19 protein-coding genes are annotated in these 22740 nt (G+C 70.0%); 9 read left to right on the forward strand and 10 right to left on the reverse strand.

Annotated features, from left to right (window positions below; genetic code table 11):
- Positions 1-24: 24 nt before the first annotated feature.
- The 4 genes from ABD466_RS10580 to ABD466_RS10595 all read right to left on the reverse strand — a co-directional run bounded on the left by ABD466_RS10580 (position 25) and on the right by ABD466_RS10595 (position 4829).
- The gene (locus ABD466_RS10580) at positions 25-1473 is read right to left on the reverse strand and encodes a hypothetical protein (RefSeq protein WP_344656789.1); all 1449 of its coding nucleotides are present in this window, start codon (positions 1471-1473) and stop codon (positions 25-27) included.
- A 50-nt stretch (positions 1474-1523) separates the two neighbouring features.
- On the reverse strand, positions 1524-2507 hold the full coding sequence (locus ABD466_RS10585; protein WP_344656790.1) for a GNAT family N-acetyltransferase: 984 nt from the start codon (positions 2505-2507) through the stop codon (positions 1524-1526).
- Between the two features lie 53 nt (positions 2508-2560).
- Positions 2561-3544: a GNAT family N-acetyltransferase gene (locus ABD466_RS10590; protein WP_344656791.1), complete on the reverse strand. Its 984-nt coding sequence runs from the start codon at positions 3542-3544 to the stop codon at positions 2561-2563.
- A gap of 169 nt (positions 3545-3713) precedes the next feature.
- Positions 3714-4829, reverse strand: coding sequence for a M4 family metallopeptidase (locus tag ABD466_RS10595; protein ID WP_344656792.1), 1116 nt, complete (start codon positions 4827-4829; stop codon positions 3714-3716).
- A 327-nt stretch (positions 4830-5156) separates the two neighbouring features.
- Here ABD466_RS10595 and leuA point away from each other — a divergent pair, with 327 nt between their 5' ends.
- The 6 genes from leuA (at position 5157) to ABD466_RS10625 (ending at position 11090) form a co-directional block, all read left to right on the forward strand.
- Entirely contained in the window at positions 5157-6890 is a 1734-nt protein-coding gene (leuA, locus tag ABD466_RS10600; protein ID WP_344656793.1) for a 2-isopropylmalate synthase, read from the forward strand.
- Positions 6891-6954: 64 nt separating this feature from the next.
- Positions 6955-7932: a TerB family tellurite resistance protein gene (locus ABD466_RS10605; protein ID WP_344656794.1), complete on the forward strand. Its 978-nt coding sequence runs from the start codon at positions 6955-6957 to the stop codon at positions 7930-7932.
- Between the two features lie 41 nt (positions 7933-7973).
- Entirely contained in the window at positions 7974-8705 is a 732-nt protein-coding gene (recO, locus tag ABD466_RS10610) for a DNA repair protein RecO (RefSeq protein ID WP_344656795.1), read from the forward strand.
- Between the two features lie 60 nt (positions 8706-8765).
- On the forward strand, positions 8766-9653 hold the full coding sequence (locus tag ABD466_RS10615; RefSeq protein WP_344656867.1) for an isoprenyl transferase: 888 nt from the start codon (positions 8766-8768) through the stop codon (positions 9651-9653).
- Between the two features lie 55 nt (positions 9654-9708).
- Entirely contained in the window at positions 9709-10257 is a 549-nt protein-coding gene (locus ABD466_RS10620) for a SigE family RNA polymerase sigma factor (RefSeq protein ID WP_344656796.1), read from the forward strand.
- Positions 10254-11090 carry a hypothetical protein gene (locus ABD466_RS10625; protein ID WP_344656797.1) on the forward strand — a complete coding sequence of 279 codons (837 nt, stop codon included), beginning with the start codon at positions 10254-10256 and terminating at the stop codon, positions 11088-11090. The genes ABD466_RS10620 and ABD466_RS10625 overlap by 4 nt, the downstream gene beginning before the upstream one ends.
- A 149-nt stretch (positions 11091-11239) precedes the next feature.
- Here the strand turns inward: ABD466_RS10625 and ABD466_RS10630 are convergent, their stop codons facing one another.
- From ABD466_RS10630 to ABD466_RS10645, 4 genes are all read right to left on the reverse strand, one after another.
- Positions 11240-11674, reverse strand: coding sequence for a Fur family transcriptional regulator (locus tag ABD466_RS10630; RefSeq protein WP_344656798.1), 435 nt, complete (start codon positions 11672-11674; stop codon positions 11240-11242).
- A gap of 62 nt (positions 11675-11736) precedes the next feature.
- Positions 11737-12681 (reverse strand): metal ABC transporter permease, encoded by a 945-nt coding sequence (locus tag ABD466_RS10635; protein WP_344656799.1) that lies wholly within the window; start codon positions 12679-12681, stop codon positions 11737-11739.
- Positions 12675-13553 carry a metal ABC transporter ATP-binding protein gene (locus ABD466_RS10640; protein ID WP_344656800.1) on the reverse strand — a complete coding sequence of 293 codons (879 nt, stop codon included), beginning with the start codon at positions 13551-13553 and terminating at the stop codon, positions 12675-12677. Before ABD466_RS10640 ends, ABD466_RS10635 begins: the two co-directional genes overlap by 7 nt.
- On the reverse strand, positions 13553-14506 hold the full coding sequence (locus ABD466_RS10645; RefSeq protein ID WP_344656801.1) for a metal ABC transporter substrate-binding protein: 954 nt from the start codon (positions 14504-14506) through the stop codon (positions 13553-13555). The genes ABD466_RS10640 and ABD466_RS10645 overlap by 1 nt, the downstream gene beginning before the upstream one ends.
- A 254-nt stretch (positions 14507-14760) precedes the next feature.
- On the opposite strand from ABD466_RS10645, the gene ABD466_RS10650 reads away from it, so the two are divergent.
- Positions 14761-16143, forward strand: coding sequence for a glycine--tRNA ligase (locus ABD466_RS10650; RefSeq protein WP_344656802.1), 1383 nt, complete (start codon positions 14761-14763; stop codon positions 16141-16143).
- A 122-nt stretch (positions 16144-16265) separates the two neighbouring features.
- Here ABD466_RS10650 and ABD466_RS10655 read toward each other — a convergent pair whose 3' ends face one another.
- Positions 16266-17033: a hypothetical protein gene (locus ABD466_RS10655; RefSeq protein WP_344656803.1), complete on the reverse strand. Its 768-nt coding sequence runs from the start codon at positions 17031-17033 to the stop codon at positions 16266-16268.
- 169 nt (positions 17034-17202) lie between these two features.
- Here ABD466_RS10655 and dusB point away from each other — a divergent pair, with 169 nt between their 5' ends.
- Positions 17203-18342: a tRNA dihydrouridine synthase DusB gene (gene dusB / locus ABD466_RS10660; protein ID WP_344656804.1), complete on the forward strand. Its 1140-nt coding sequence runs from the start codon at positions 17203-17205 to the stop codon at positions 18340-18342.
- 665 nt (positions 18343-19007) lie between these two features.
- On the opposite strand, the gene ABD466_RS10665 is transcribed toward dusB, so the two are convergent.
- The gene (locus tag ABD466_RS10665) at positions 19008-19559 is read right to left on the reverse strand and encodes a YceI family protein (RefSeq protein WP_344656805.1); all 552 of its coding nucleotides are present in this window, start codon (positions 19557-19559) and stop codon (positions 19008-19010) included.
- Between the two features lie 318 nt (positions 19560-19877).
- On the opposite strand from ABD466_RS10665, the gene ppdK reads away from it, so the two are divergent.
- The gene (gene ppdK / locus ABD466_RS10670; protein WP_344656806.1) at positions 19878-22574 is read left to right on the forward strand and encodes a pyruvate, phosphate dikinase; all 2697 of its coding nucleotides are present in this window, start codon (positions 19878-19880) and stop codon (positions 22572-22574) included.
- The last annotated feature ends 166 nt before the right edge of the window (positions 22575-22740 follow it).

The raw sequence follows: 22740 nt of genomic DNA on the forward strand, positions 1-22740 counted from the left end.
CGACCGCTCCGACCGGTACCGGGCCTATCCGGCGCTCGTCACGCCTCTGCTGAAGCTGACATCCGCCACCAGGATGTTGTCCCGGACCCGCAGAAGTTCGTCGGTCGCGATCCCGTGCAGCTCGAAGTAGCGCACCAGGTGGTCGAACAGCGCCTTGCGCAGTCGCTGCAGGATGTCCCTGGCGTCGGCCTCCTCCTGGTAGAGGATCTTGGCCGGGTCCATGGTCCAGCACCGCAGCGAGGTCCGGGCGCCCCGGTCCGGCATCCGGCCGCCGCGGATCGCGTTCCTCGTCGTCACCGTGTCCCGCAGCACCAGCCGCCGGGTGACGAACCGCAGCAGCGGCCCGGACCACGCCTCGGTCAGCGCCACCGGCAGCTCCATCAGCGCGTACCAGCGCGCGTGCGCCCGCAGCCCCCGGACGGTGCGCGGCAGGCTGCCGCCGGCGGTCGTGTACTTCCCGGCCAGAGGCGCGGCGACCGCCGAGGCGATCTCCAGTGACATCCGCTCGTGCTGCTGCCGGATCCGCACGTGCATCGTGACCGCCAGCATCCCGCCGTGCCGCACCGCCTGGAACGTCAGGTAGGTCTGCGCGCGGTCCCCGGGGTCGTTGATGCCCGCGGAGTAGATCAGCGCGTGCGCCTGCCGCGAGGGCCGCGTCTCTTTGCCGCCGGGCCACAGCCCGTTGACGCCATTGGCCGCGTCCCCGCGCACGAACAGGTTGCTGACGACCTGAAGTCCTTGGACGCCGCTGTCCCGCGACATCTCGTTGCGCAGGAAGATGTGCAGGTCGGTGGCGTCGACCCGGCGCGCCGGCGGCGCGGTTCCCCGGTCGTGCTCGTCATATTTGCCGTTCCCGCCGTTCTTGCCGGCTTTGTCGGCCTTCTCGCCCCACACCGGCACCATCGCCAGCGGCAGACCGACGTTCACCTTGCCGTCCACCACCTCGCCATAGCCGTCGAACGGTGTCGCGCAGGCCGCCGAGTAGCAGACCACGTTCGAGCCCTGGTCGGCGACGATCTCGCCGTGCACGTCCGCTGGCAGCGGAGGCGCGGAGGCCAGCGGTGAGGCCGAGGCGCGCAGCAGCGCGAACGCCGCGTACACCCGCAGCCAGCGGGCGGCGGTGCCGATGGTCCAGGCCAGCGCCGCCACCGATCCGACCCCGCACGCCACGCCGAACACCGTCGGCGGGAAGTCCTTGGTGCCGCGGGTGATCAGCAGCGGCCCGGCTATGCAGAACGCCGCCAGCACCCAGCACGCCAGCAGCGCCCAGTCCCGGCGCCGCCGGATCCGCAGCGAGTGCCGCGTGTGCTGGAGGATCGAGGGCAGGTTCAGTCCGACCGGCGGCCCGATCGCCGAGTACCCGTCGCCGCGCAACAGTTCCTCGGCTTCGCGGGCGAACCCGGTGTCCCAGTAGACCTGCGCGCACAGGGTCCGGGTGGCGGCGTCCAGCGGGGCGACGGGCAGTTCGGTCACGCGCGTCCCCACCTCTCAGACTGCTGGCACCTCTATACAGAATTCTGATATTAGAGGTCGAACTGCCAGGTCTTCCAGGTCTCGGCCTTGATGTAGCCGAGGGCCTCGTTCACCCGCAGCATCGGCTCGTTGTCGCCGTTGTTCCAGGTGTTCACGATCGCGAGCTCCGGTTCGGCCTCCAGCAGCCGCAGCGCCAGATCGGCCTTGAGCCTCAGGCCGAGGCCGTGCCCGCGGTGCGCCGCCACCACGCCGGTGTTGCCGACGTCGGCCATCGGGAAACCCGGGACCACGAACACCTCGTGGAACCCGGCCGCCTCGCCGCCCTCGGTGAACGCCGCGACGCAGTGCTTGCGCACGCCGTCGGCCGCCAGCATCGCCTCGGCCTTGCGGCGCCGGTCCACGTCCGGCGGCGGCACCTGGAAGTCCAGGTCCCCGGTGGGGGCGTCGCCCATGGCCTGCGAGGCCCGCACCATCGTGGCTAGCAGGTGTTCCGGCGTCGGGGCGACCCAGTGCTCGACGCGGTACTGCTTGTTCTTCGCCGACGGCGCGGCCCAGGCGGCGTACCGCTCCCGGTCGATCGCCGCCAGGGCGATGTCCGAACGCCAGTCCTCGGCCACCGGCCGGCCGCCCGCGGCGGTGAACACCGGATCGTAGTCCGGCGCGGCCAGGTCGCTGAACCCGATCACCGTGCGCGCGCAGCCGCGGCCGCGGGAATATGCCAGGAACGCTTCGAGCAGCGGCCGCGTGGCGTCGGCGCGGCGCTCCGGAAGAATCCACAGGTCGGCGAACACCATGTCCCGGTTCGCCTGGGAGTCCTGGTCCAGCGACCCGTAGCCGATCGGCGTGCCGCCGTCGAACGCGGTCACCGCCCTGCGGTGCCGCGTGGGCCGGGGGCCGATGAGGAATCGCAGGAAGTCCTCGGTCGGTGCGGGATGCCGCACGGTGTCCGCCGCGACACCGGCCTGGAACACCGGCAGCAACGTCGTCCGCGTCCGCCGGTCGGCCGGGTCCAGTTCACGCGTCTGGATAGTCATCACCGCCGATGCTAGGCGGACCCGGTGCCGGCGGCGATCGGTTTTATCAGCCCTCAGAGATCGAACTGCCAGTTGCTCCAGGCTTCGGCCTTCTCATAGCCCATCGCCTCGTTCACCCGCAGCATCGGCCCGTTGCCGGCGTCGTTCCAGGTGCTGACCACGTCGAGCTCCGGCTCGGACGCCAGCAGCCGCAACGCCAGGTCCGCCTTCAGCCGCAGGCCCAGGCCGTGCCCGCGGAACTTCGCCGGGACCGCGGTGTTGCCGACGTCGCCCATCCGGAAACCCGGGACCACGAACATCTCGTGCATGCCCGCCATCTCGCCGTCCTCGGTGAGCGCGGCGATGATGTGCTTGCGCACCCCGGCCGCCACGATCAGCGTCTCGGCCGCGCGGCGGCGCTCGACGTCCGGCGGCGCGTGATTGAGCCGCAGGTCGCCGGTGGGCGCGTCGCGGATCGCGTCGTTGGCCTCGACCAGCGGCGCCAGCAGGTGCTCGGGCGTGGGCACGGTCCAGGCCTGGATCCGGTAGCGCGCGTTCTTCGGCGACGGCGCGGCCCAGGCGGCGTACTGCTCGCGGTCGATCGTGGTCAGGTCGAGCTGTGAGCGTCGCTCCCACGACACCCGGCGGCCGCCCGCGGCGGCGAACACCGGCTCGTAGTCGGGCGCGGCGAACTCGCTGAACCCCAGGACCATGCGCTGGGCTCCGCGGCGCCGGGTGTGGGCCTTGAACGCGTCCAGCAGCGCCACGGCCGCCTCGGCGCGCCGCTCCGGGAGGATCCAGATGTCGCCGAAGATCATGTCCGGGTTCGCCGCCAGGTCCTGGTTCAGGCAGCCGAAGGCGATCGGCGCCCCGCCGTCGAACGCGGTCACGCACAGGCGGTGCCGCGCGACCCGCGGGCCGGTGATGAAGCGGAGGAAGCCGGCGGTCGGCTCCGGATGCCGTGGCATGTCGGCGGCGCTCGCGGCCTGGAACAGCGGCAGCAGCGTCTCCTGGGTCTCCGGAAGCACGGGGTCCAGTTCTCGGATCTCGATAGTCATCGCCGCCGATGCTAGGCACCGGTCCGCGTCGGCGGCGATCGAATATCGGGCACAACCGTTGTCGGCCACGCCGCTGGCCGCACCGCTGTCGGCCGCACCGCTGTCCGGCACACCGCTGTCCGGCACACCGCTGTCCGGCACACGGCTGTCCGGCACACCGCCTCGCCGGTCAGGTGTGCACCGACACCCCGACCTCCCTCCACGCCGCGGCCACCGCGTGCGCCTCGTGCGACCTGCGCCCGAACCGCTTCTCGGCGGCGTGCACGGTCGCGGTGCCGAACGTCGCGAACGTCGCCGCGGCCGGCAGCGTCGGCGAGGTGAGCACGTCGTACCAGATCAGCCCGGCGCCCTCCCACGAAGCGCCGCCGATCGCGGTCGCCGCCAGATAGAAGGCGCGGTTCGGGATCCCGGAGTTGATGTGCACGCCGCCGTCGTCGTCGGAGGTGTCGACGTACCCGGACATCGTCGCCGGCTGCGGGTCCTTGCCGATGGCCGGGTCGTCGTAGGCGGTGCCCGGGTCCTTCATCGAACGCAGCGCCACGCCGCGCACCGACGGCAGGAACAGCCCGGCGCCGATCAGCCAGTCCGCGTCCGCGGCGTCCTGGCCCAGCCGGTACTGCTTCACCATCGAGCCGAACACGTCGGACACCGACTCGTTCAACGCCCCGGACTGGCCGCGGTAGACCAGGTTCGCGGTGTACTGCGTCACGCCGTGGGTCAGCTCGTGGCCGATCACGTCCACCGAGGACGTGAACCGGCCGAACACCGCGCCGTCACCGTCGCCGAACACCATCTGCGAACCGTTCCAGAAGGCGTTGTCGTACTGGACGCCGTAATGCACGGTGCCCTTCAACGGCAGGCCCTGGCCGTCCACCGACCAGCGCTTGTAGACCTTCAGGTAGAAGTCGAAGGTGGCGCCGAGGCCGTCGTAGGCCTCGTCGGCGCTCTGGTCGCCGGTCGGCGCCGCGCCCTCGGCCCGGACCTCCGACCCCGGCAGGTTCTCGGTGTCGTGGTCGTCGTAGACGGCCCGGTCGTCGCGCTGCTCCGCCTCGGCCGGCGGCGCCAGGTGGCGCTCGCCCACCCACGGCACGGCGCTGCGGGTCAGGCGGTGCCGCACGTCGGCGACGAGGGTGCGGCGGGCGGCGTCGGCGACGCGCAGACCGGAGCCGGCCAGCCGGTTCAGGATGTGCGGGGGGACGATGCCGCAGAACACCGGCGGCTCGGTGGAGACAGGTTGCGAAAGTGCTTGATTTTGGCTCTTGACACGGATGATTCCCCTGGTCATAGCGGTAACTATGAACGCAAATGTGAGCCACGTCACTAGTTCTGCCCGCACTCTGACCTGCGATTACTCTGAACGGGTGATGCCCGGGGCGGGAATCGGGACGATGCCCGGGCGCCGTCTCAGATCCCGGACTCGAAGTGCGTCAGATGAGACGACCGCTATAGAGTCGCAACGCTATGTGCAACTCCTGCCTGCGCGGCCTGCTTCTCCTTAGCAGCCGCGGCGAGGGCCTGTAAGGAACAACAGGCCGGCTCCCTCGCCGCGGCCAGTTCGTGTTGCCGTCGGCCGTCCCCCTTCGTCGGAGACCTCCAGGGAGCCCTGAGCACTATGCGAGTACAGCCGCAGCAGCCGTCCGGTATGCCGATCCACAAGTACGTGCCGTTCGCCCCGGTCGACCTGCCGGAGCGGGACTGGCCCGACAAGGTCGTCACCGAGGCCCCCCGCTGGTGCGCCGTGGACCTGCGCGACGGCAACCAGGCGCTGATCGACCCGATGTCCCCCGCCCGCAAGCTCAAGATGTTCGAGCTGCTGGTCGCCATGGGCTACAAGGAGATCGAGGTCGGGTTCCCGGCCGCCTCGCAGACCGACTACGACTTCGTCCGGCAGATCATCGACGAGGACCGGATCCCCGACGACGTGGTGATCCAGGTCCTGACCCAGGCCCGCGAAGAACTCATCGAGCGCACCTTCGAGTCCATCCGCGGCGCCAAGCAGGCCATCGTCCACCTGTACAACTCCACCTCCACCCTGCAGCGCCGCGTCGTGTTCGGCCTGGACAAGGCCGGCATCACCCAGATCGCCGTGAACGGCGCCAAGGTCTGCCAGAAGTTCGCCGACGCAATGCCCCCGCGCCCCGACGGCACCCGCACCGAGATCTTCTTCGAGTACTCGCCCGAGTCCTACACCGGCACCGAGCTGGAGTACGCCGTCGAAGTCTGCAACGCCGTCACCGACGTCTGGCAGCCCACCCCCGACCGCAAGGTCATCATCAACCTGCCGGCCACCGTCGAGATGGCCACCCCCAACATCTACGCCGACTCCATCGAGTGGATGCACCGCAACCTGGAACGCCGCGACTCCATCATCCTGTCGCTGCACCCCCACAACGACCGCGGCACCGCCGTCGCCGCCGCCGAACTCGGCTACCAGGCCGGCGCCGACCGCATCGAGGGCTGCCTGTTCGGCAACGGCGAACGCACCGGCAACGTCTGCCTGGTCACCCTGGGCCTGAACCTGTTCTCCCAGGGCGTCGACCCCCAGATCGACTTCTCCGACATCGATGAGGTCCGGCGCACCGTCGAATACTGCAACCAGCTGCCCGTGCACCCCCGCCACCCCTACGGCGGCGACCTGGTCTACACCGCCTTCTCCGGCTCCCACCAGGACGCCATCAAGAAGGGCTTCGAACACCTGGAGCGGGACGCCGCCGCGGCCGGCAAGACCGTCGACGAGATCGTGTGGGCCGTGCCCTACCTGCCGATCGACCCCAAGGACGTGGGCCGCACCTACGAGGCCGTCATCCGCGTCAACTCCCAGTCCGGCAAGGGCGGCGTCGCCTACATCCTGAAGACCGAGCACCAACTGGAACTGCCGCGGCGCGCGCAGATCGAGTTCTCCCAGGTCATCCAGGCCAAGACCGACGCCGAGGGCGGCGAGGTCACGCCGCAGGAGATCTGGGACGTCTTCGTCGACGAGTACCTGCCCAACCCCGCCGCGCCGTGGGGCCGGCTGCGGCTGCTGGGCCACCACTCGTCCTCCGCGGTCGAGGAGAAGGACCAGCTCAGCGTCGACCTGGCGGTCGACGACGCCACCACCACGCTGGAAGGCGTCGGCAACGGCCCCATCGACGCGTTCACCAACCTGCTGGGCGGCGTCGGGATCGACGTTCGCGTCCTGGACTACGTCGAGCACGCGCTGTCCTCCGGCGAGGACGCCAAGGCCGCCTCCTACGTGGAGTGCGCCATCGGCGGCCGGGTGCTGTGGGGCGTCGGGATCGACGCGAACATCGTCACCGCCTCCCTGAAGGCCATCGTCTCCGCGGTGAACCGGGCCTTCAGGTAGTTCCCCACGATGTGGCAGGATCTCCTCCGTTCCGCAGAGAGCGGGACGGAGGGGATTCGTACCGATGCTTATCTGGGGTTGGCGGACCGTTTTCCGGGTCGTCGGTAGCGGCGTGTTCTCATGCCCGAGCTGTGGCGCCGACCGGAACTACGAGCGGCGACGCGCTCAGCGGTTCTTCACGCTGTTCTTCATCCCCCTGATCCCGCTCAAAGTCATCGGCGAATTCGTCCGGTGCGCCTACTGCAAGACCGACTTCCGCGAATCCGTGCTGGCCCGCCCCACCGCCGCACAGTTCACCGACCTCCTGCAGAACAGCGTGCGCGGCGTGATGGTGAACGTGCTCAGGCGCGGAGGCGCGGGACACCCCGGGGCGCGCGCGATCGCCCTCCAGGAGATCGTCTCGGCCGGCGCCGCCGGCTACAACGAAGCCAACCTGGCGCAGGACATGCAGGTCGTCCCCGAGGACCTGAGCCAGATGCTCGCCGGACTGGCCGGGCAGCTGCCCGAGGCCGGGCGCGAGGCGCTGGTGCTCGGCGCCGTCCGCGTCGCCGCCGCCGACGGGCCCGTCGACGCCGACGAGCGCGCCGTGATCGACGCCGTCGGCGCGGCGCTCGGCATGACCCAGACCCACGTCGCCGGGGTGGTCGCATCGGTGGCGCCGTCCCAGATGACGCAGACCGGCTTCCACGGCACCGGCGTCCAGAACCCCGGACTCCAGAACGCCATGCAGGACGCCGCCCCCCGGGGCTTCGACCAGAACGCCACCCAGGTCGACACCTCGTCGTCGATGGAGACCATGGTGATCCCGCCGCGCCCCGCCCCGGCCGCGCAGGACACCTCCTCCATGGAGACGATGCTCATCCCGCCGAAGCCGGCCACCGACACCTCCTCCCTCGGGACCATGCCGATCCCGCCCAAGCCGGCCCCTGTGACGCAGGACACCTCCTCCCTGGAGACCATGGTGATCCCGCCGAAGCCGCCCGTGGACCCCGCCGACGAGCCCACCCACGTCACCCAGGAGTACCCGCCGCACCAGCGCTGAAAGCGGCCCGCACCGCCCGCGCCGCCACCTACACTTGGACAATGCCCCTGCACCGCGACGAAGGCGTCGTCCTGCGCACCCGCAACCTCGGGGAGGCGGACCGCATCATCACCTTCCTCACCCGCGACCGCGGCCGGGTCCGGGCGGTGGCCAAGGGCGTGCGCCGCACCTCCTCCAAGTTCGGCTCCCGGCTGGAGCCGTTCACCTTCGTCGACGTCCAGATCTTCGAGAAGCAGGGCCGCGACCTGCACCTGGTCACCCAGGCCGAGACCCTGGCGGCGTACGGCGGCACCCTGGTCGCCGACTACCCCGCCTACACCGCCGGCCAGGCCATGCTGGAGGCCGCGGAGCGGTTGAGTGAAGATGATGTGCCCGCCGTGCAGCAGTACCTCCTGCTCGTCGGCGGCCTGCGTACATTGGCCTCCGGTGAGCACGCCGCCGGACTGGTCCTGGACGCGTTCCTGCTGCGCTCCCTGGCCGTCGCCGGCTACGCGCCGTCCTTCGAGGACTGCGCCCGCTGCGGCGACCCGGGACCGCACCGGTTCTTCAACCTGCCGGCCGGCGGGGCGGTGTGCTCGGACTGCAAACCGGCGGGGTCCGTGGCCCCGGCCCGTGAGACACTCGCCCTGCTGGGAGCGCTGCTCGCGGGGGACTGGGGCACGGCCGACGCCAGCGCCGACAAGCACCGGCGCGAAGGCAGCGGCCTGGTCGCCGCCTACTTGCAGTGGCACCTGGAGCGCGGCCTGCGCTCCCTGCGGCTGGTCGAGCGCTGAGCGGCCGCGCGGCAAGCGGACGGCTAGCATGAACAGTACGAGATAGGTGGAACGGTGAGACTGACCCGACGGATCCTCGAGGAGCGCCTCGCCAAGCGGCAGCCGGGCGTCACCCGGGATCCCTTCCCGCACAAGCACGGCGCTCTGCCGCCGGACATCCCCCTGGACCTGGTGCCCCGGCACGTCGCCGTCGTCATGGACGGCAACGGCCGCTGGGCCAAGGAACGCGGCCTGTCCCGCATAGAGGGCCACAAGGTCGGCGAGGCGTCGCTGTTCGACGTCGTCGAAGGCGCCGTGCAGCTCGGCGGGATCACCCACATCTCCGCCTACGCCTTCTCCACCGAGAACTGGAAGCGCTCCCCGGAAGAAGTCCGCTTCCTCATGGGCTTCAACCGCGACACCATCCGCCGCCGCATCGGCGAGATGGACGAACTCGGCGTGCGCATCCGCTGGGCCGGCCGCCGCCCCCGCCTGTGGAAGTCCGTCATCGACGAGCTGGAATGGGCCGAGGAACGCACCCGCGACAACAAGCTCCTGACCCTCACCATGTGCGTCAACTACGGCGGCCGCTGGGAGATCGCCGACGCCATGGCCGCCATGGGCCGCGACATCAAGGCCGGCCGCCTGGACCCCGAGAAGATCAACGAGCGCACCGTCAACCGCTACCTCGACGAACCGGACATGCCCGACGTCGACCTGTTCATCCGCTCCTCCGGCGAACACCGCACCTCCAACTTCCTGATGTGGCAGTCCGCCTACGCCGAGCTCTACTTCGACGACGCCCTCTGGCCCGACTTCGACCGCACCAACCTCTGGCGCGCCTGCGAAGTCTTCGCCGGCCGCGACCGCCGCTACGGCGGCGCGATCACCAACGAGGAACAGTTCGCCGCCGAAGCCGAACAAGAGCGGGAGTACGACGAAAGCGAGTACGCAGACCCGGACGCGTAGGCATAGAAACACGACCCCCTCACACTCCTCATGAGTGAGAGGGGGTCAGTTCTCTGTGAAAGCCACCGACGAGGCCGAGTTCCGCGACTTCATGGCCACCCGCTGGCCGGCGCTGGTCCGCACCGCATACCTCCTGTCCGGAGACCGCCACCTCGCCGAGGACCTGGCCCAAGTCGCCCTGGAGAAAACAGCCATGGCGTGGAGCCGCGTACGCGACGCCCACGACGTCGACGCCTACGTGCGACGCATCCTCGTCAACACCCACCTCTCGCGATTCCGCCGCAAGCGAGTCCAGGAGGTCCTCGCCCCCAGCATGCCGGACCCCGCCGCCCCCGACCCGGCAGCCCCAGACCCCGCACAGCGCCTCGCAGACCGCGAACTCGTCCTGGCCGCACTCGCCACCCTGCCCCGGCGCCAACGCGCCGTCATCGTCCTCCGCTACTGGGAAGACCGTTCGGAATCACAGACCGCGGAGATCCTCGGCTGCGCCATCGGCACAGTGCGCAGCCAGGCCCACAAAGCCCTGGCCAAACTACGAGTCAGCCCGCTGCTCGCCGACGACGACCCCCTGCTGCTCGACGCGCCGAAGGAGGGACGCGCATGAACGAGATCCCGCAGCGCGCCTTCCAGGCGGAGCTCGCCGCGCGCGCCCGGTCCCTGGACGTCGGTGCGCCACCGATCGACGCGGTGCTGGCCGGGGCGCGGCGCCGGGCCGGACGGCGGCGCGCCGTGGCCGCGGTCGTGGGCGTGGTGGTGATCGCGGGGACGGCGAGCGCGCTGGGGATCGCGTTCGCCGGGTCCTCCGGGGTACGCCAGCTTCCGCCGGGTCAGCGCTCGAGCACTCCGGCCCTGGCGCACACCTCGCAGGCCGCCCCGAACTCGGCGCCGGTCACCGTACCCGGACCGCGGTACGTGCCGCACGTGACGGTACAGGCCGGCCTCGCTCCCGGACAGACTGCTCCCGACAACCACCCGGTCGTGGCCAGCGGCACCACCGACGGAAAGCCGTGGCAGGCGAGCGTCTACACCGGCCCCGATCTCACCGGCGAGAAAGGGAAGTCATGTGACCTCCTCGCGCTGTGGATGGCGGGACAGAGACTGATCCTGAGCTCCGACTGTGTGGCCGGCGCCACCGACCCCCTGGCCACGGGGCAGAGCACTGTCATGATCGGAAACAGCCAGGCCGAGCAGGTGTGGATGTTCGTCGTCCCCCACGGCACGGCCAAGGTGGCGTGGGAAGGGACCGACGGCTTCCGGCAGGAGATGGCCGTCCTCCCACTCCCGGCGCCTTTCACCCAGGGAGTCGTGGTCTTCCCGAACTCAGGAGCCTTCCATCCCAGCGAGGGAGACAAGTTCGTGGGTTACGACGCGACCGGCAAGCGGCTCGACACCTACCTGGAGCTCCGCCCCGGGGAACTGCCCTCGACGGCCCGGTGACCCGGGGACGCTCCGCGATCATGCGACGGTCGCGGCGCGCCCCCGCGCCGCCCCCAAACTACCGGTCGCACCCGCTCCGGCGGGCGATCAGCGAACGCTCACCGGCCGCCCACCGGTCGCACCCGCCGCCCACCGGTCGCACCCGCCGCTCAGTGGTCGCCGCACGTGCCGAAGATCTCCAACGTGTGCGACACGTTCGAATACCCGTGCTCGGCGGCGACCCGTTCAGCCCAGCTCTCCACCACCGCCGGACCCTCGACCTCCACCGTCTTCCCGCACTCCCGGCACACCAGATGGTGATGATGCCGCGGCGTGGAACACCGGCGATAGATGACCTCGCGGTCACCCGTGCGAAGCACATCCACCTCGCCGGCGTCCGCCAGCGACTGCAACGCCCGGTACACCGTCGTCAGACCGACCGACTCCCCCCGCTGCTTCAACAGGTCGTGCAGGTCCTGGGCACTGCGGAAGTCGTCGACCTCGTCCAGCAAGGCCGCGACCGCCGAGCGCTGCCGGGTCGAGCGGCCCTGGGAGGGCAGGCCGCGCGCGCCCTCGTTGTCGCCGGAGTTGTCTGCGGTCCTCACTGGTCCTTCTCCCTGCGGTGCGGTGGCGTGCGGTGCCGGCCTGCGGGCGCGACGGCCAGCAGTCATTGTGGCAGGCTCGAGGCGGTCGCGGCCGGTGGTTGGGGCCGCGGATCCGAAACCGCGGCGCCGTCGGGAGCGCCGGGGGCGCCGGGACCGCCCGGGGCGCGGCGCGCGCGGGCCGCCGCCGAGCGTCCGCGTCCCCGGCGCAGCAGCCCGGCCCCGATGCTGGCCAGCAGGAACACGCCGATCGCGATCAGCACGATCGACGCCCCGGGGGGCGTGTCCGCGTAGTACGACAACGTGACGCCGGACAGCGCGGCACCGACGCCGATCGCCATGGCGGCTCCCATCGTGGCCGCGAACGCCCGGGTGAGCTGCTGCGCCGCCGCCACCGGCACCACCATCAGCGCGCTGACCATCAGGACGCCGACCACCCGCATCCCCACGGTCACGGTCACGGCGGTGGTGACGGCCATGAGCAGGTTCAGGCTCCGCACCGGCAGCCCCGCCACCCGTGCGAACTCCTCGTCCTGGCACACCGCGAACAGCGCGCGGCGCAGTCCCAGCGTCACGACCAGGACCCCTACCGCCAGCGCCGCGATCGCCCACAGGTCCCCGTCCGACGTCGACAGGATCGAGCCGAACAAGTACGAGTTCAGGTTCGCGTTGCCGCCGGACAGCGAGATCAGCATCGAGCCGCCCGCGAGGCCGCCGTAGAACAGCATCGCCAGGGCCACGTCGCCGCTGGCCTTGGCCCGCTCGCGGATCAGCTCCACCGCCGCCGCGCCGGCCACCGCCACCACGACCGCGCCCCACACCGGCGACGTCTTGGTGATCAGGCCCAGCCCGACGCCGGTCAGCGCCACGTGGCCGAGGCCGTCGCCCATCAGCGCCAGGCGCCGCTGCACCAGGTACGTGCCGATGGCCGGCGCTGCCAGACCGATGACCAGGGCCGCGAGGAAGGCGCGCTGCATGAAGGCCAGGCCGAAGATGGTGCCGCTCAGCATGCGGGGGACTCCTTCCAGGTCGTGGCCTGGGTGGTGGCCGCCTTCAGCGTCTCCACCGGCGTCGGCCCGGGCGGGCACTCGGGCGTGCCGGGCGCCTCGCTCGGCGTGTCGTGCGGGTGGACGTGGTCGTGCCCGGGACGTTCGTGCCCGTGGGCGGGATCCTCCTCGCCGTGCTCGACCGGCGTGCCGTCGTACAGAACCGTCCCGGCGCGCAGCACCACGGTGCGGTCGATGAGCTTGGCCAGCGGTCCGAGCTCGTGCAGGACCAGCAGGATCGTGGTGCCGTGCTCGGCCAGGCCGGCCAGCGCGTCGGCGAACGCCTGCTGGCTGACCAGGTCCACGCCGGCCATCGGCTCGTCCATGATCAGCAGGTCCGGGCGGCGGGCCAGGGCCCGGGCGATCAGCACCCGCTGTTGCTGGCCGCCGGACAGGGCGGCCACCGGGTCGCCGATCCGGTCCAGCATCCCGACGGTGGCCAGCGCCTCGCGCACGGCGCCCCGGTCGGAGCGGCCGCGGCGCACGGCCCAGCCGCGCGGGGTCAGCAGCCCGCTGGAGACCACCTCGCCGACGGTGGCCGGCACGCCCGCCGCGGCGGTGGTGCGCTGCGGTACGTAGCCGACGCGCTGCCAGGCCCTGAAGGAAGGCAGCGGGGTGCCGAACAGCTCGATCCGGCCGCTCTCCACCGGATACAGCCCGACGATGGTCTTGACCAGCGTGGACTTGCCGGAGCCGTTGGCGCCGAGCAGCGCGACGGTCTCGCCGCGCCCGACGGTCGTGTCCACACCGTGCAGGATCGGCCGGCCGCCGAGGGTGACGGTCACTTCGTGCACCGCCACGGCCGGGGCGGTTATGTCGGACGCGCCGCGGGCCATCACGCACATCCCAGCGCGGTGCGCAGCGCGGCGAGGTTGTCGCGCATCACGGAGACGTAGTCCTGTCTCGAGGGATCGTGCACGCCCTCGATCGGGTCGAGCACCGCGGCCTTGGTCCCGGTGTCCGCCGCGAGCGTCTGCGCGGTCTTGGGGCTGGCCAGGGTCTCGAAGAAGACCGTGGTCACGCCCTTAGTCTTGATCAGGTCCTGGATCTTCGCGAGGTGGGAGGCGGACGGTTCGTCGTCCGGGGACAGCCCAGAGATCGGGACCTGGGTGAGGCCGTAGCGCTCGGCGAGATAGCCGAAGGCGGCGTGGCTGGTGACGACGTCCTTGCGTTGGCACTGGGCCAGCCCGGCCTTGTAGTCCGCGTCGAGCGCGGTGAGCTGGGAGTCCAGCGCTGCCTGGTTGGCCTGGTAGTCGGCGGCGTGAGCCGGGTCGGCCCGCTGCAGCTTGGCGGAGACGGCGTCGGCGACCTTGGCGAAGTCGACCGGGTCCAGCCAGATGTGCGGGTCGGCGTCGTGGCTGCCGCCCTCGCCGAGGTCGCCGTGGTTCTCGAGGTGGACGACGGTCGCGGCGTCGAGCGTGGCCTTGGGCTTCTCCTGCCCGATGGCGGAGTCCACGAGGGGCTGCAGGCCCTTCTCGTAGATCGCGAGGTCGGCCTGGCCGACCGCGGCGACCTGGGACGGCGTCAGTTCCAGGTCGTGGGGCTCGGCACCGGGCTTGGTGAGGTTCTTGACGGCGACGTGCGCGCCGCCGATGCGCTCGGCGAGGAAGGCGAAGGGGTAGAAGCCGGCCACGACGTCGAGCTTGCCACCGGAGCCTCCGGCGCCCGGCCGGTCGGCGGCCTTGACGCATCCGCCGAGGGCGAGGGCTGCGGCGGTGGCCACCGCTACGGCCGCCGGAACGGTGCGGCGGGCGCGGGGGAGGGGGACGGCGCGGCGCGGGATGGGCATGGGGCCATCGTGACTGAAAATGAAAACGATTGTCAATTTGCCTGATCATCGGACCTCCGCAGGCTGGACCGCTGAGAGGTCCTCGTGCGGGTCCGGCGGCGCGTCGGCCGGTCGTCCCCGAACCGTCTCCTCTTAGCCGGAAAACCGCCCCGGATCGGATCACCCGACCGGCTAAGCTGGGGCATCATCCGAAACCCGGCATCCGGCCGGGCTTCGCCACCGTGGATGCGGTGGCAACAAGAAAGAGAGCGACTGTGGCCGCCGACAAGATCGAGACCATCGTCCGGCTCGCGAAGAGCCGAGGCTTCGTCTTCCCCTCCAGCGAGATCTACGGCGGCACGCGTGCCGCCTACGACTACGGGCCGCTCGGCGTGGAGCTGAAGGAGAACATCAAGCGCCAGTGGTGGAAGGCCATGGTCACCGGCCGGGAGGACGTCGTCGGCCTGGACTCCTCGGTCATCCTGGCGCGCGAGGTGTGGGAGGCCTCGGGCCACGTCAAGGAGTTCACCGACCCGCTGACCGAGTGCCAGTCCTGCCACAAGCGCTTCCGGGCCGACCACCTGATCGAGGCCTACGAGGCCAAGCACGGCCGGGAGCCGGAGCACGGCCTGGCCGACATCAACTGCCCGCACTGCGGCAACAAGGGCACCTTCACCGAGCCCCGCATGTTCAACGGGATGCTGACCACCCACCTCGGCGTCACCCAGGACGAGACCGGTCTGGCCTACCTGCGTCCGGAGACCGCCCAGGGCATCTTCGTGTCCTACAAGACCGTCCGCGACGCCTCCCGCAAGAAGCCGCCGTTCGGCATCGGCCAGATCGGCAAGTCGTTCCGCAACGAGATCACGCCGGGCAACTTCATCTTCCGGACCCGCGAGTTCGAGCAGATGGAGATGGAGTACTTCGTCAAGCCCGGCGAGGACGAGAAGTGGTTCGAGTACTGGCTCAACGAGCGCTACAACTGGTGGCTCGACCTGGGCCTGCGCGCCGAGAACCTGCGCTTCTACGAGCACCCGCAGGAGAAGCTGTCGCACTACTCGAAGCGCACCGTCGACATCGAGTACCGGTTCAACTTCGGCGGCCAGGAGTTCTCCGAGCTGGAGGGCGTCGCCAACCGCACCGACTTCGACCTGTCCACCCACTCCAAGCACTCCGGTGAGGACTTCACGCAGCTGGAGCAGGACAGCGGCGAGCGCTGGACCCCGTTCGTGGTGGAGCCGGCGGCCGGTGTGAACCGCGGCATGCTGGCGTTCCTGCTGGACGCCTACGCCGAGGACGAGGCGCCCAACGCCAAGGGCCAGATGGAGGTCCGCAAGGTGCTGCGCCTGGACAAGCGGCTGGCGCCGGTGAAGGCCGCGGTGCTGCCGCTGTCGCGCAACGCCGACCTCTCGCCCAAGGCCCGGGACCTGGCGCAGCAGCTTCGCCGGAACTGGAACGTCGAGTTCGACGACGCCGGCGCCATCGGTCGCCGCTACCGCCGCCAGGACGAGATCGGCACCCCGTTCTGCATCACGGTCGACTTCGACACCCTGGACGACCACGCCGTGACGGTCCGCGAGCGGGACACGATGGAGCAGGAGCGGGTGGCGCTGGACCAGGTGGAGGGCTACCTGGCGGCGCGCCTGATCGGCGCCTGAGTCCCTCCAGGGCCCTTCTCCAGGCCTTGACCGGCTGAATCGCCCTCATTGCTGATCGCAAACATAAGGGCCGCCGCGTGATTCACGCGGCGGCCCTTATGGCGAATGCATTTCCCCCGAGGTCAGTGCCGGTGCCTCTTCTCGGTCGGCGTCGGGCACAGCGGCGAGGCCTTGGTGACCGCCTCGGCGTTCACCTGCCACTGTCCTTTGGAACCGGTCGGCACCATCGTGAAGACGATCCGGTTGCCCAGGGTGCCGTGCTCCTGCAGAGCCTTGCCCGGGGTGTGGGTGAGCACGTCGCCGCGCACCACACCGGCCAGGTCCTCGCAGAAGCCGACGGTGGCCTGCTCGGCGGTCAGGCTCTCCACGCTCACGTTGGACAGCACCGCCTGCCCCACCGGCTGGTGCTTGGTGTCGATCCAGTTCTGGGCCCACCCGTGCGCCTGGGCGTAGCCGGCACCGGTCCAGTAGCGCTTCAGGTCCGCGGTCGCCGCCGTGACGGGCTGGTACGCGGCCGCGTACTGGGCTTTGTAGGCCTGGGACGCGTTCCACAGCACGATGTGGTGCGTCAGGTCCTGGAAGGCCGGGGTGGTCGCGTAAAGCACCTGGATGGTGTTCGGCAGCTGTATGCCCGGCTTCTGCTTGGTGTGATGCTCGGAGGAAGCGTTGTCCGGGGTCTGACCCGGCCCGGCCTGCTGCTCCACGGTCGACGGCGGCGGCACGTCCGCGGCGTGCGGATTCGTGTTGCACGCCGAGATGCCGACCGCGACGAAGACGCCCAGGGCGCCGGCCAGCAGGAACTGCGCGAGCTTGTCGCGCCCCCGCTCAGGCGCCCGCCCCCGCGGACCGTCCTGGTCCGTGCCGCCTCCGCCGGCACGGCTCCTTGCCACCACTTCGCTTCTCACTCTCGCCTACCCGCTGTTCCCGTTGTTCCAGCGGTCCCCCCGCCGGGTTTTTTAACTCATTCCTTATGACGTTCAGAGTACTGGGCCGGTTGTCCCGACACCGACTCGAAATATCCCGAACGGGTGCCGCCCCGCGGTATGGGATCCTGGAACCGTGACTTCCCCCCGCAAACCGCACCTCACCCTCGGCACCCTGCCGGTTGCGCCACCCGTGGTCCTGGCCCCCATGGCCGGCATCACCAACGTCGCCTTCCGCCAGCTCTGCCGCGAGCACGGCGCCGGGGTGTACGTCTGCGAGATGGTCATGACCCGCGCCCTGGTCGAACGCAACGAGAAGACCCTCCGCATGGTCACCTTCGCCGGCGACGAACGCCCCCGCAGCCTCCAGCTCTACGGCGTCGACCCGCAGACCGTCCGCAAAGCCGTCGAGATGATCGCCGCCGAAGACCTCGCCGACCACATCGACATGAACTTCGGCTGCCCCGTCCCCCGCGTCACCCGCAAGGGAGGCGGAGCAGCCCTGCCCTACAAACGCAAACTCTTCGCCCAGATCGTCGAAGCAGCCGTCCAAGCCGCCACCCCCGCAGGCATCCCCGTCACCGTCAAGATGCGCATCGGCATCGACGACGACCACCACACCTTCCTCGAAGCCGGCCGCCTGGCCCAGGAAGCCGGCGCCACCTGGGTAGCCCTCCACGGCCGCACAGCCGCCCAGCGCTACAGCGGCGAAGCAGACTGGACGGCAATCAAGGAACTGAAGGAAACCCTCCAGATCCCCGTCCTCGGCAACGGCGACATCTGGGAAGCCGACGACGCCCTCCGCATGGTCACCGAAACAGGCGCCGACGGCGTCGTCGTCGGCCGCGGCTGCCTAGGCCGCCCCTGGCTCTTCGCCGACCTGGCAGCAGCCTTCTCGGGCCGCACCGAACGCAAACTCCCCACCCTCGGCGAGGTGACGGCCACCATGCGCCGCCACGCCGAACTCCTGGCCTCCTGGCTCGGCACCGAACGCGACGGCGTCGTCGACTTCCGCAAACACGTGGCCTGGTACCTCAAAGGCTTCCCGGTAGGCGGCGACATCCGCCGCGCCCTGGCCATGTCGTCATCCCTGAGCGAACTCGACGAGTACTTCGCCCGCCTGGACCCGGACGCCCCCTTCCCAACCGACACCCTCGGCAAGCCACGCGGCCGCACGAACTCGCCAGGCAAGGTATCGCTGCCGTACGGCTGGCTCGAGGACCGCGACGACGACACGGTGCCGACGGGGGCTGAGATGGAGGATTCGGGGGGCTGAGGGGGTCAGCCGGTCGTTCGGCGCGACTGAGCTCGTCGCTTCCCTGGAACGGCTGCTGCCCGAGCGTGTCGTGTGATCAGACTCGCACGGATGCGCGGTCGTCGACCGGAGGCGCGGCTGCCACCGGCTCGCTGACCTCGGCTTACCGGCTACGTGCTACTCGCCGTTCGCGGTGCGACGTCCGTCGCTCGCCTTCCGCCTTGCGCCTTTTCCGCCTTCCGCCTTTCCGCCTTCCGTTGTTGGCGTCTGCCGTCCGCAGTTCGCGGTTTGTGGTCCGTCTCGCGTGGTCCGTCTCGCGCTGTCCGCCGTGTGTCCGCCGTGCGCTGTCAGCCGTTCACCGTCCCCGTCCACCGTTGGCCGTCCCCGGTCCCCCGTCGCCCGTCGCCCGTCGCCCGTCCACCGTTGGCCGTCCCCGGTCGCCCGTCGCCCGTCCACCGTCCCCCGTGCCGCTCGTTGCTGCACGCACCATGCCGCTCGTCGCTGCACCCCGTACCGCTCGTCGCGGTCTGCCGCGCTCGTCGCCTTCCGCGCCATCGGTGCCCCGTCCGCCGGTTTCCGCTCGTCGGCTTTCGATCCTCGGCCACCCACCTCAGCCTGCGGGACAGCACGAGGCGCCGGAACCCTCCAGGCGGTTCCGGCGCCCCATCCTGCGGCGAACGAGCAGCTCAGCTCTGCTTGATCGCCGAGATCTCCAGCTCGATCTGGATCTTGTCGCTGACCAGCACACCACCGGTCTCCAGCGCCGCGTTCCAGGTCATGCCGAACTCCTTGCGGCTGACCGTGGTCTTGGCCTCGAAGCCGATGCGGGTGTTCCCGTAGGGGTCCACGGTGGTCCCCAGGAACTCCACGTCGAACTCGACCGGCTTCGTGACGTCCTTGACGGTCAGGTCCCCATGCAGCACGAACTGGTCGTCGCCCTTCGCCGCGATGCCGGTCGACTTGAACGACATCACCGGGTACTTGTCCTGCTCGAAGAAGTCTCCGGACAGCAAGTGGCCGTTGCGCTGCTCGTTGCGGGTGTCCACACTCGCGACTGTGACCGAGGCCTCGGCGCTGCTCTTCTCGGGGTTCGCGCCGTCGATGTGGACCTTGCCCTCGAACTCGTTGAAGCCACCGCGCACCTTGGTGACCATCGCGTGCCGGGCGATGAAGCCGACAGTGCTGTGGGCGGTGTCGAAGGTGTAGTCACCGGTCAGGGACGCGTAGTCGGTGCTCATTGCGGACTTTCCTCCTAGTTGGCTCGAGCGAGCGACGATCTTGGTTTAGCTTTCAACTAACCTATCGTCCCGCTACAGCACACCCTGCGGCACTTTCATTCCCGGTGTGCCGTAGACGGGTCCGCCCGGGTGAACAATGGCTCCACCTCGGGTGAGGCGGCTCACAGGAACGAAACGATGTATTAGGGGTATAGCCGTGAGGAGCGCACGGCGCTGACGCGCTACGCTCCGCAGCGTCAGGGCAATGCGGTGGGACTCCCCTCAACCGTCCCGCCGCCGCCGCAGGTGTGCCACTCAGATCAGTCAGGGAGTATCTGCGTGCCGAAGTTCGTGTACGACTTCACCGAAGGCAACAAGGACCTCAAGGACTTGCTCGGCGGCAAGGGCGCCAACCTCGCCGAGATGACCAACCTCGGGCTGCCGGTCCCTCCCGGCTTCACCATCACCACCGACGCCTGTCGCGTCTATCTGGAGCACGGTCAGGAGCCCCCGGAGCTCCGGGACCAGGTGAGCCAGTACCTCGACGCGCTCGAGGCGAAGATGGGCAAGAAGCTCGGCCAGCCCGACGGCCCCCTCCTGGTCTCGGTCCGCTCCGGCGCCAAGTTCTCGATGCCGGGCATGATGGACACCGTCCTCAACATCGGGCTGAACGACGACTCGGTCCGCGGCCTCGCCGCCCAGGCCGACAACGAGCGCTTCGCCTGGGACTCCTACCGCCGCCTCATCCAGATGTTCGGCAAGACCGTCCTCGGCGTCGACGGCGAACTGTTCGAGCACGCCCTCGACGAGGCCAAGAGCACCAAGGGCACTCACAACGACCTGGACCTGGACGCCGACGACCTGCGTGGCCTGGTCGAGGCCTTCAAGGTGATCGTGGAGAAGGAGGCCGGCCGCGCCTTCCCGCAGGACCCCCGCGAGCAGATGGACCTGGCGATCCGCGCCGTCTTCACCTCTTGGAACGGCGAACGCGCCAAGCTCTACCGCCGCCAGGAGCGCATCCCCAACGACCTGGGCACGGCGGTCAACATCTGTTCCATGGTCTTCGGCAACCTGGGCATGGACTCCGGCACCGGCGTCGCCTTCACCCGCGACCCCGCCACGGGCCAGACCGGTGTCTACGGCGACTACCTGCAGAACGCCCAGGGCGAGGACGTCGTGGCCGGCATCCGCAACACCGTGCCGCTGCAGGAGCTCGAACAGATCGACGAGTCCAGCTACGCCGAGCTGACCGCCATCATGGCCAAGCTCGAAGAGCACTACCGCGACCTGTGCGACATCGAGTTCACCATCGAGCGCGGCAAGCTCTGGATGCTCCAGACCCGCATCGGCAAGCGCACCGCCGCTGCGGCCTTCCGCATCGCCGTGCAGCTCGTCGACGAGGGCCGCATCAGCCCGGACGAGGCGGTGCAGCGCGTCAACGGCGCTCAGCTGGCCCAGCTGATGTTCCCCCGCTTCGACGAGAACGCCAAGGCCGAGAAGATCGCCAAGGGCATGAACGCCTCGCCGGGCGCCGCCAGCGGCAAGGCCGTGTTCGACTCCTACACCGCGGTGAAGTGGTCCCGCTCGGGCGAGAAGGTCATCCTCATCCGCCGCGAGACCAACCCCGACGACCTCAACGGCATGATCGCCGCGCAGGGCATCCTCACGTCCCGTGGCGGCAAGACCTCTCACGCTGCCGTCGTCGCCCGGGGCATGGGCAAGACCTGCGTGTGCGGTGCCGAGACGCTGGACGTCGACACCAAGCGTCGCCGCATGACCGCGCCGAATGGCGTGGTTGTGGAGGAGGGTGACGTCATCTCCATCGACGGCACCTCCGGTGCTGTCTACATTGGCGAGGTTCCGGTCGTCTCTTCGCCCGTGGTGGAGTACTTCGAAGGCCGTCTCGGCGCTGACTCCCCGTCCGCCGACGACCTGGTGCGCGCGGTGCACCGGATCATGACGTGGTCCGATGAGCGCCGCCGGCTGTACGTCCGGGCCAATGCCGATACCGCTGAGGACGCGGCCCGCGCGCGTCGCTTCGGCGCGCAGGGCATCGGCCTGTGCCGTACCGAGCACATGTTCCTCGGCGAGCGGCGCGCGCTGGTCGAGCGGCTGATCCTGGCTGAGGACGAAGCGGAGCGCGAGGCGGCGTTGGCCGAGTTGCTTCCTATGCAGCGGGACGACTTCGTCGCGATCTTCACGGCGATGGGCGGTCTGCCGGTGACCGTGCGGCTGCTGGACCCGCCGCTGCATGAGTTCCTGCCTGACATCACTGAGCTGTCGGTGCGGGTGGCCGTGGCGGAGGCCCGGGGTGAGACCAATGAGGGTGACCTGCGGTTGTTGCAGGCTGTGCACAAGATGCACGAGGCCAACCCGATGCTGGGCTTGCGTGGTGTGCGGCTTGGGCTGGTGATTCCGGGCCTGTTCATCATGCAGGTGCGGGCTATCGCTGAGGCTGCGGCGCAGGTGGCCAAGGCCGGCGGGGTGGCGCGGGTCGAGATCATGGTGCCGTTGGTGGGGGCCGTGCAGGAGCTGGAGATCATTCGGGAGGAGGCTCAGACGGTTCTGGATGAGGTCAAGTCCCGGACCGGGGCCGACATCCGGGCTTTGATCGGGACGATGATCGAGCTGCCGCGGGCGGCTCTGACCGCTGGTCAGATTGCTGAGGCTGCGCAGTTCTTCTCGTTCGGGACGAATGACCTGACCCAGACCACCTGGGGTTTCTCGCGTGATGATGTCGAGGGGGCCTTCTTCTCGGCGTACCTGGACCGTGGGATCTTCGGGGTGTCGCCGTTCGAGACGATTGACCGGGATGGGGTTGGGAAGCTGGTGCGTATCGCGACTGAGGAGGGTCGGCGTACGCGGCCGGAGCTGAAGCTCGGGGTCTGTGGTGAGCACGGCGGCGACCCGGAGTCGGTGCACTTCTTCAACGCGGTGGGCTTGGATTACGTCTCCTGTTCTCCGTTCCGGGTGCCGGTTGCGCGGTTGGAGGCTGCGCGGGCGGCGATCGAGTCGGGGGAGAGCGACTCGCGGTGACATGGGGTATCGCCCGGCGGTGCTGAGCGCCGCCGGTGGTGCCGGGTCCGGTTACCTGGGGTGGGGTGTCCGGACCCGGCGGTGCTTGTCCTCCGGGGAGAACCTGCTCGAGACCGGGGGTGGCACCCCCGTTGCCTCCGACTTGGCAAGAGCCGGAGGCTATTCG

Origin of the sequence: Catenulispora subtropica, assembly GCF_039531675.1 — a bacterium.
GTDB classification, from domain to species: domain Bacteria; phylum Actinomycetota; class Actinomycetes; order Streptomycetales; family Catenulisporaceae; genus Catenulispora; species Catenulispora subtropica.

Excerpts from the sequence above, each read along its gene's own strand:
- ABD466_RS10635 (WP_344656799.1), bottom strand. The coding sequence starts at position 12,681 with ATGCTGAGCGGCACCATCTTCGGCCTGGCCTTCATGCAGCGCGCCTTC.
- ABD466_RS10665 (WP_344656805.1), bottom strand. The coding sequence starts at position 19,559 with ATGAGCACCGACTACGCGTCCCTGACCGGTGACTACACCTTCGACACC.
- leuA (WP_344656793.1), top strand. The coding sequence starts at position 5,157 with ATGCGAGTACAGCCGCAGCAGCCGTCCGGTATGCCGATCCACAAGTAC.
- ABD466_RS10645 (WP_344656801.1), bottom strand. The coding sequence starts at position 14,506 with ATGCCCATCCCGCGCCGCGCCGTCCCCCTCCCCCGCGCCCGCCGCACC.
- ABD466_RS10625 (WP_344656797.1), top strand. The coding sequence starts at position 10,254 with ATGAACGAGATCCCGCAGCGCGCCTTCCAGGCGGAGCTCGCCGCGCGC.
- ABD466_RS10595 (WP_344656792.1), bottom strand. The coding sequence starts at position 4,829 with ATGACCAGGGGAATCATCCGTGTCAAGAGCCAAAATCAAGCACTTTCG.
- ABD466_RS10590 (WP_344656791.1), bottom strand. The coding sequence starts at position 3,544 with ATGACTATCGAGATCCGAGAACTGGACCCCGTGCTTCCGGAGACCCAG.
- ABD466_RS10605 (WP_344656794.1), top strand. The coding sequence starts at position 6,955 with ATGCTTATCTGGGGTTGGCGGACCGTTTTCCGGGTCGTCGGTAGCGGC.
- recO (WP_344656795.1), top strand. The coding sequence starts at position 7,974 with ATGCCCCTGCACCGCGACGAAGGCGTCGTCCTGCGCACCCGCAACCTC.
- ABD466_RS10585 (WP_344656790.1), bottom strand. The coding sequence starts at position 2,507 with ATGACTATCCAGACGCGTGAACTGGACCCGGCCGACCGGCGGACGCGG.
- ABD466_RS10640 (WP_344656800.1), bottom strand. The coding sequence starts at position 13,553 with ATGGCCCGCGGCGCGTCCGACATAACCGCCCCGGCCGTGGCGGTGCAC.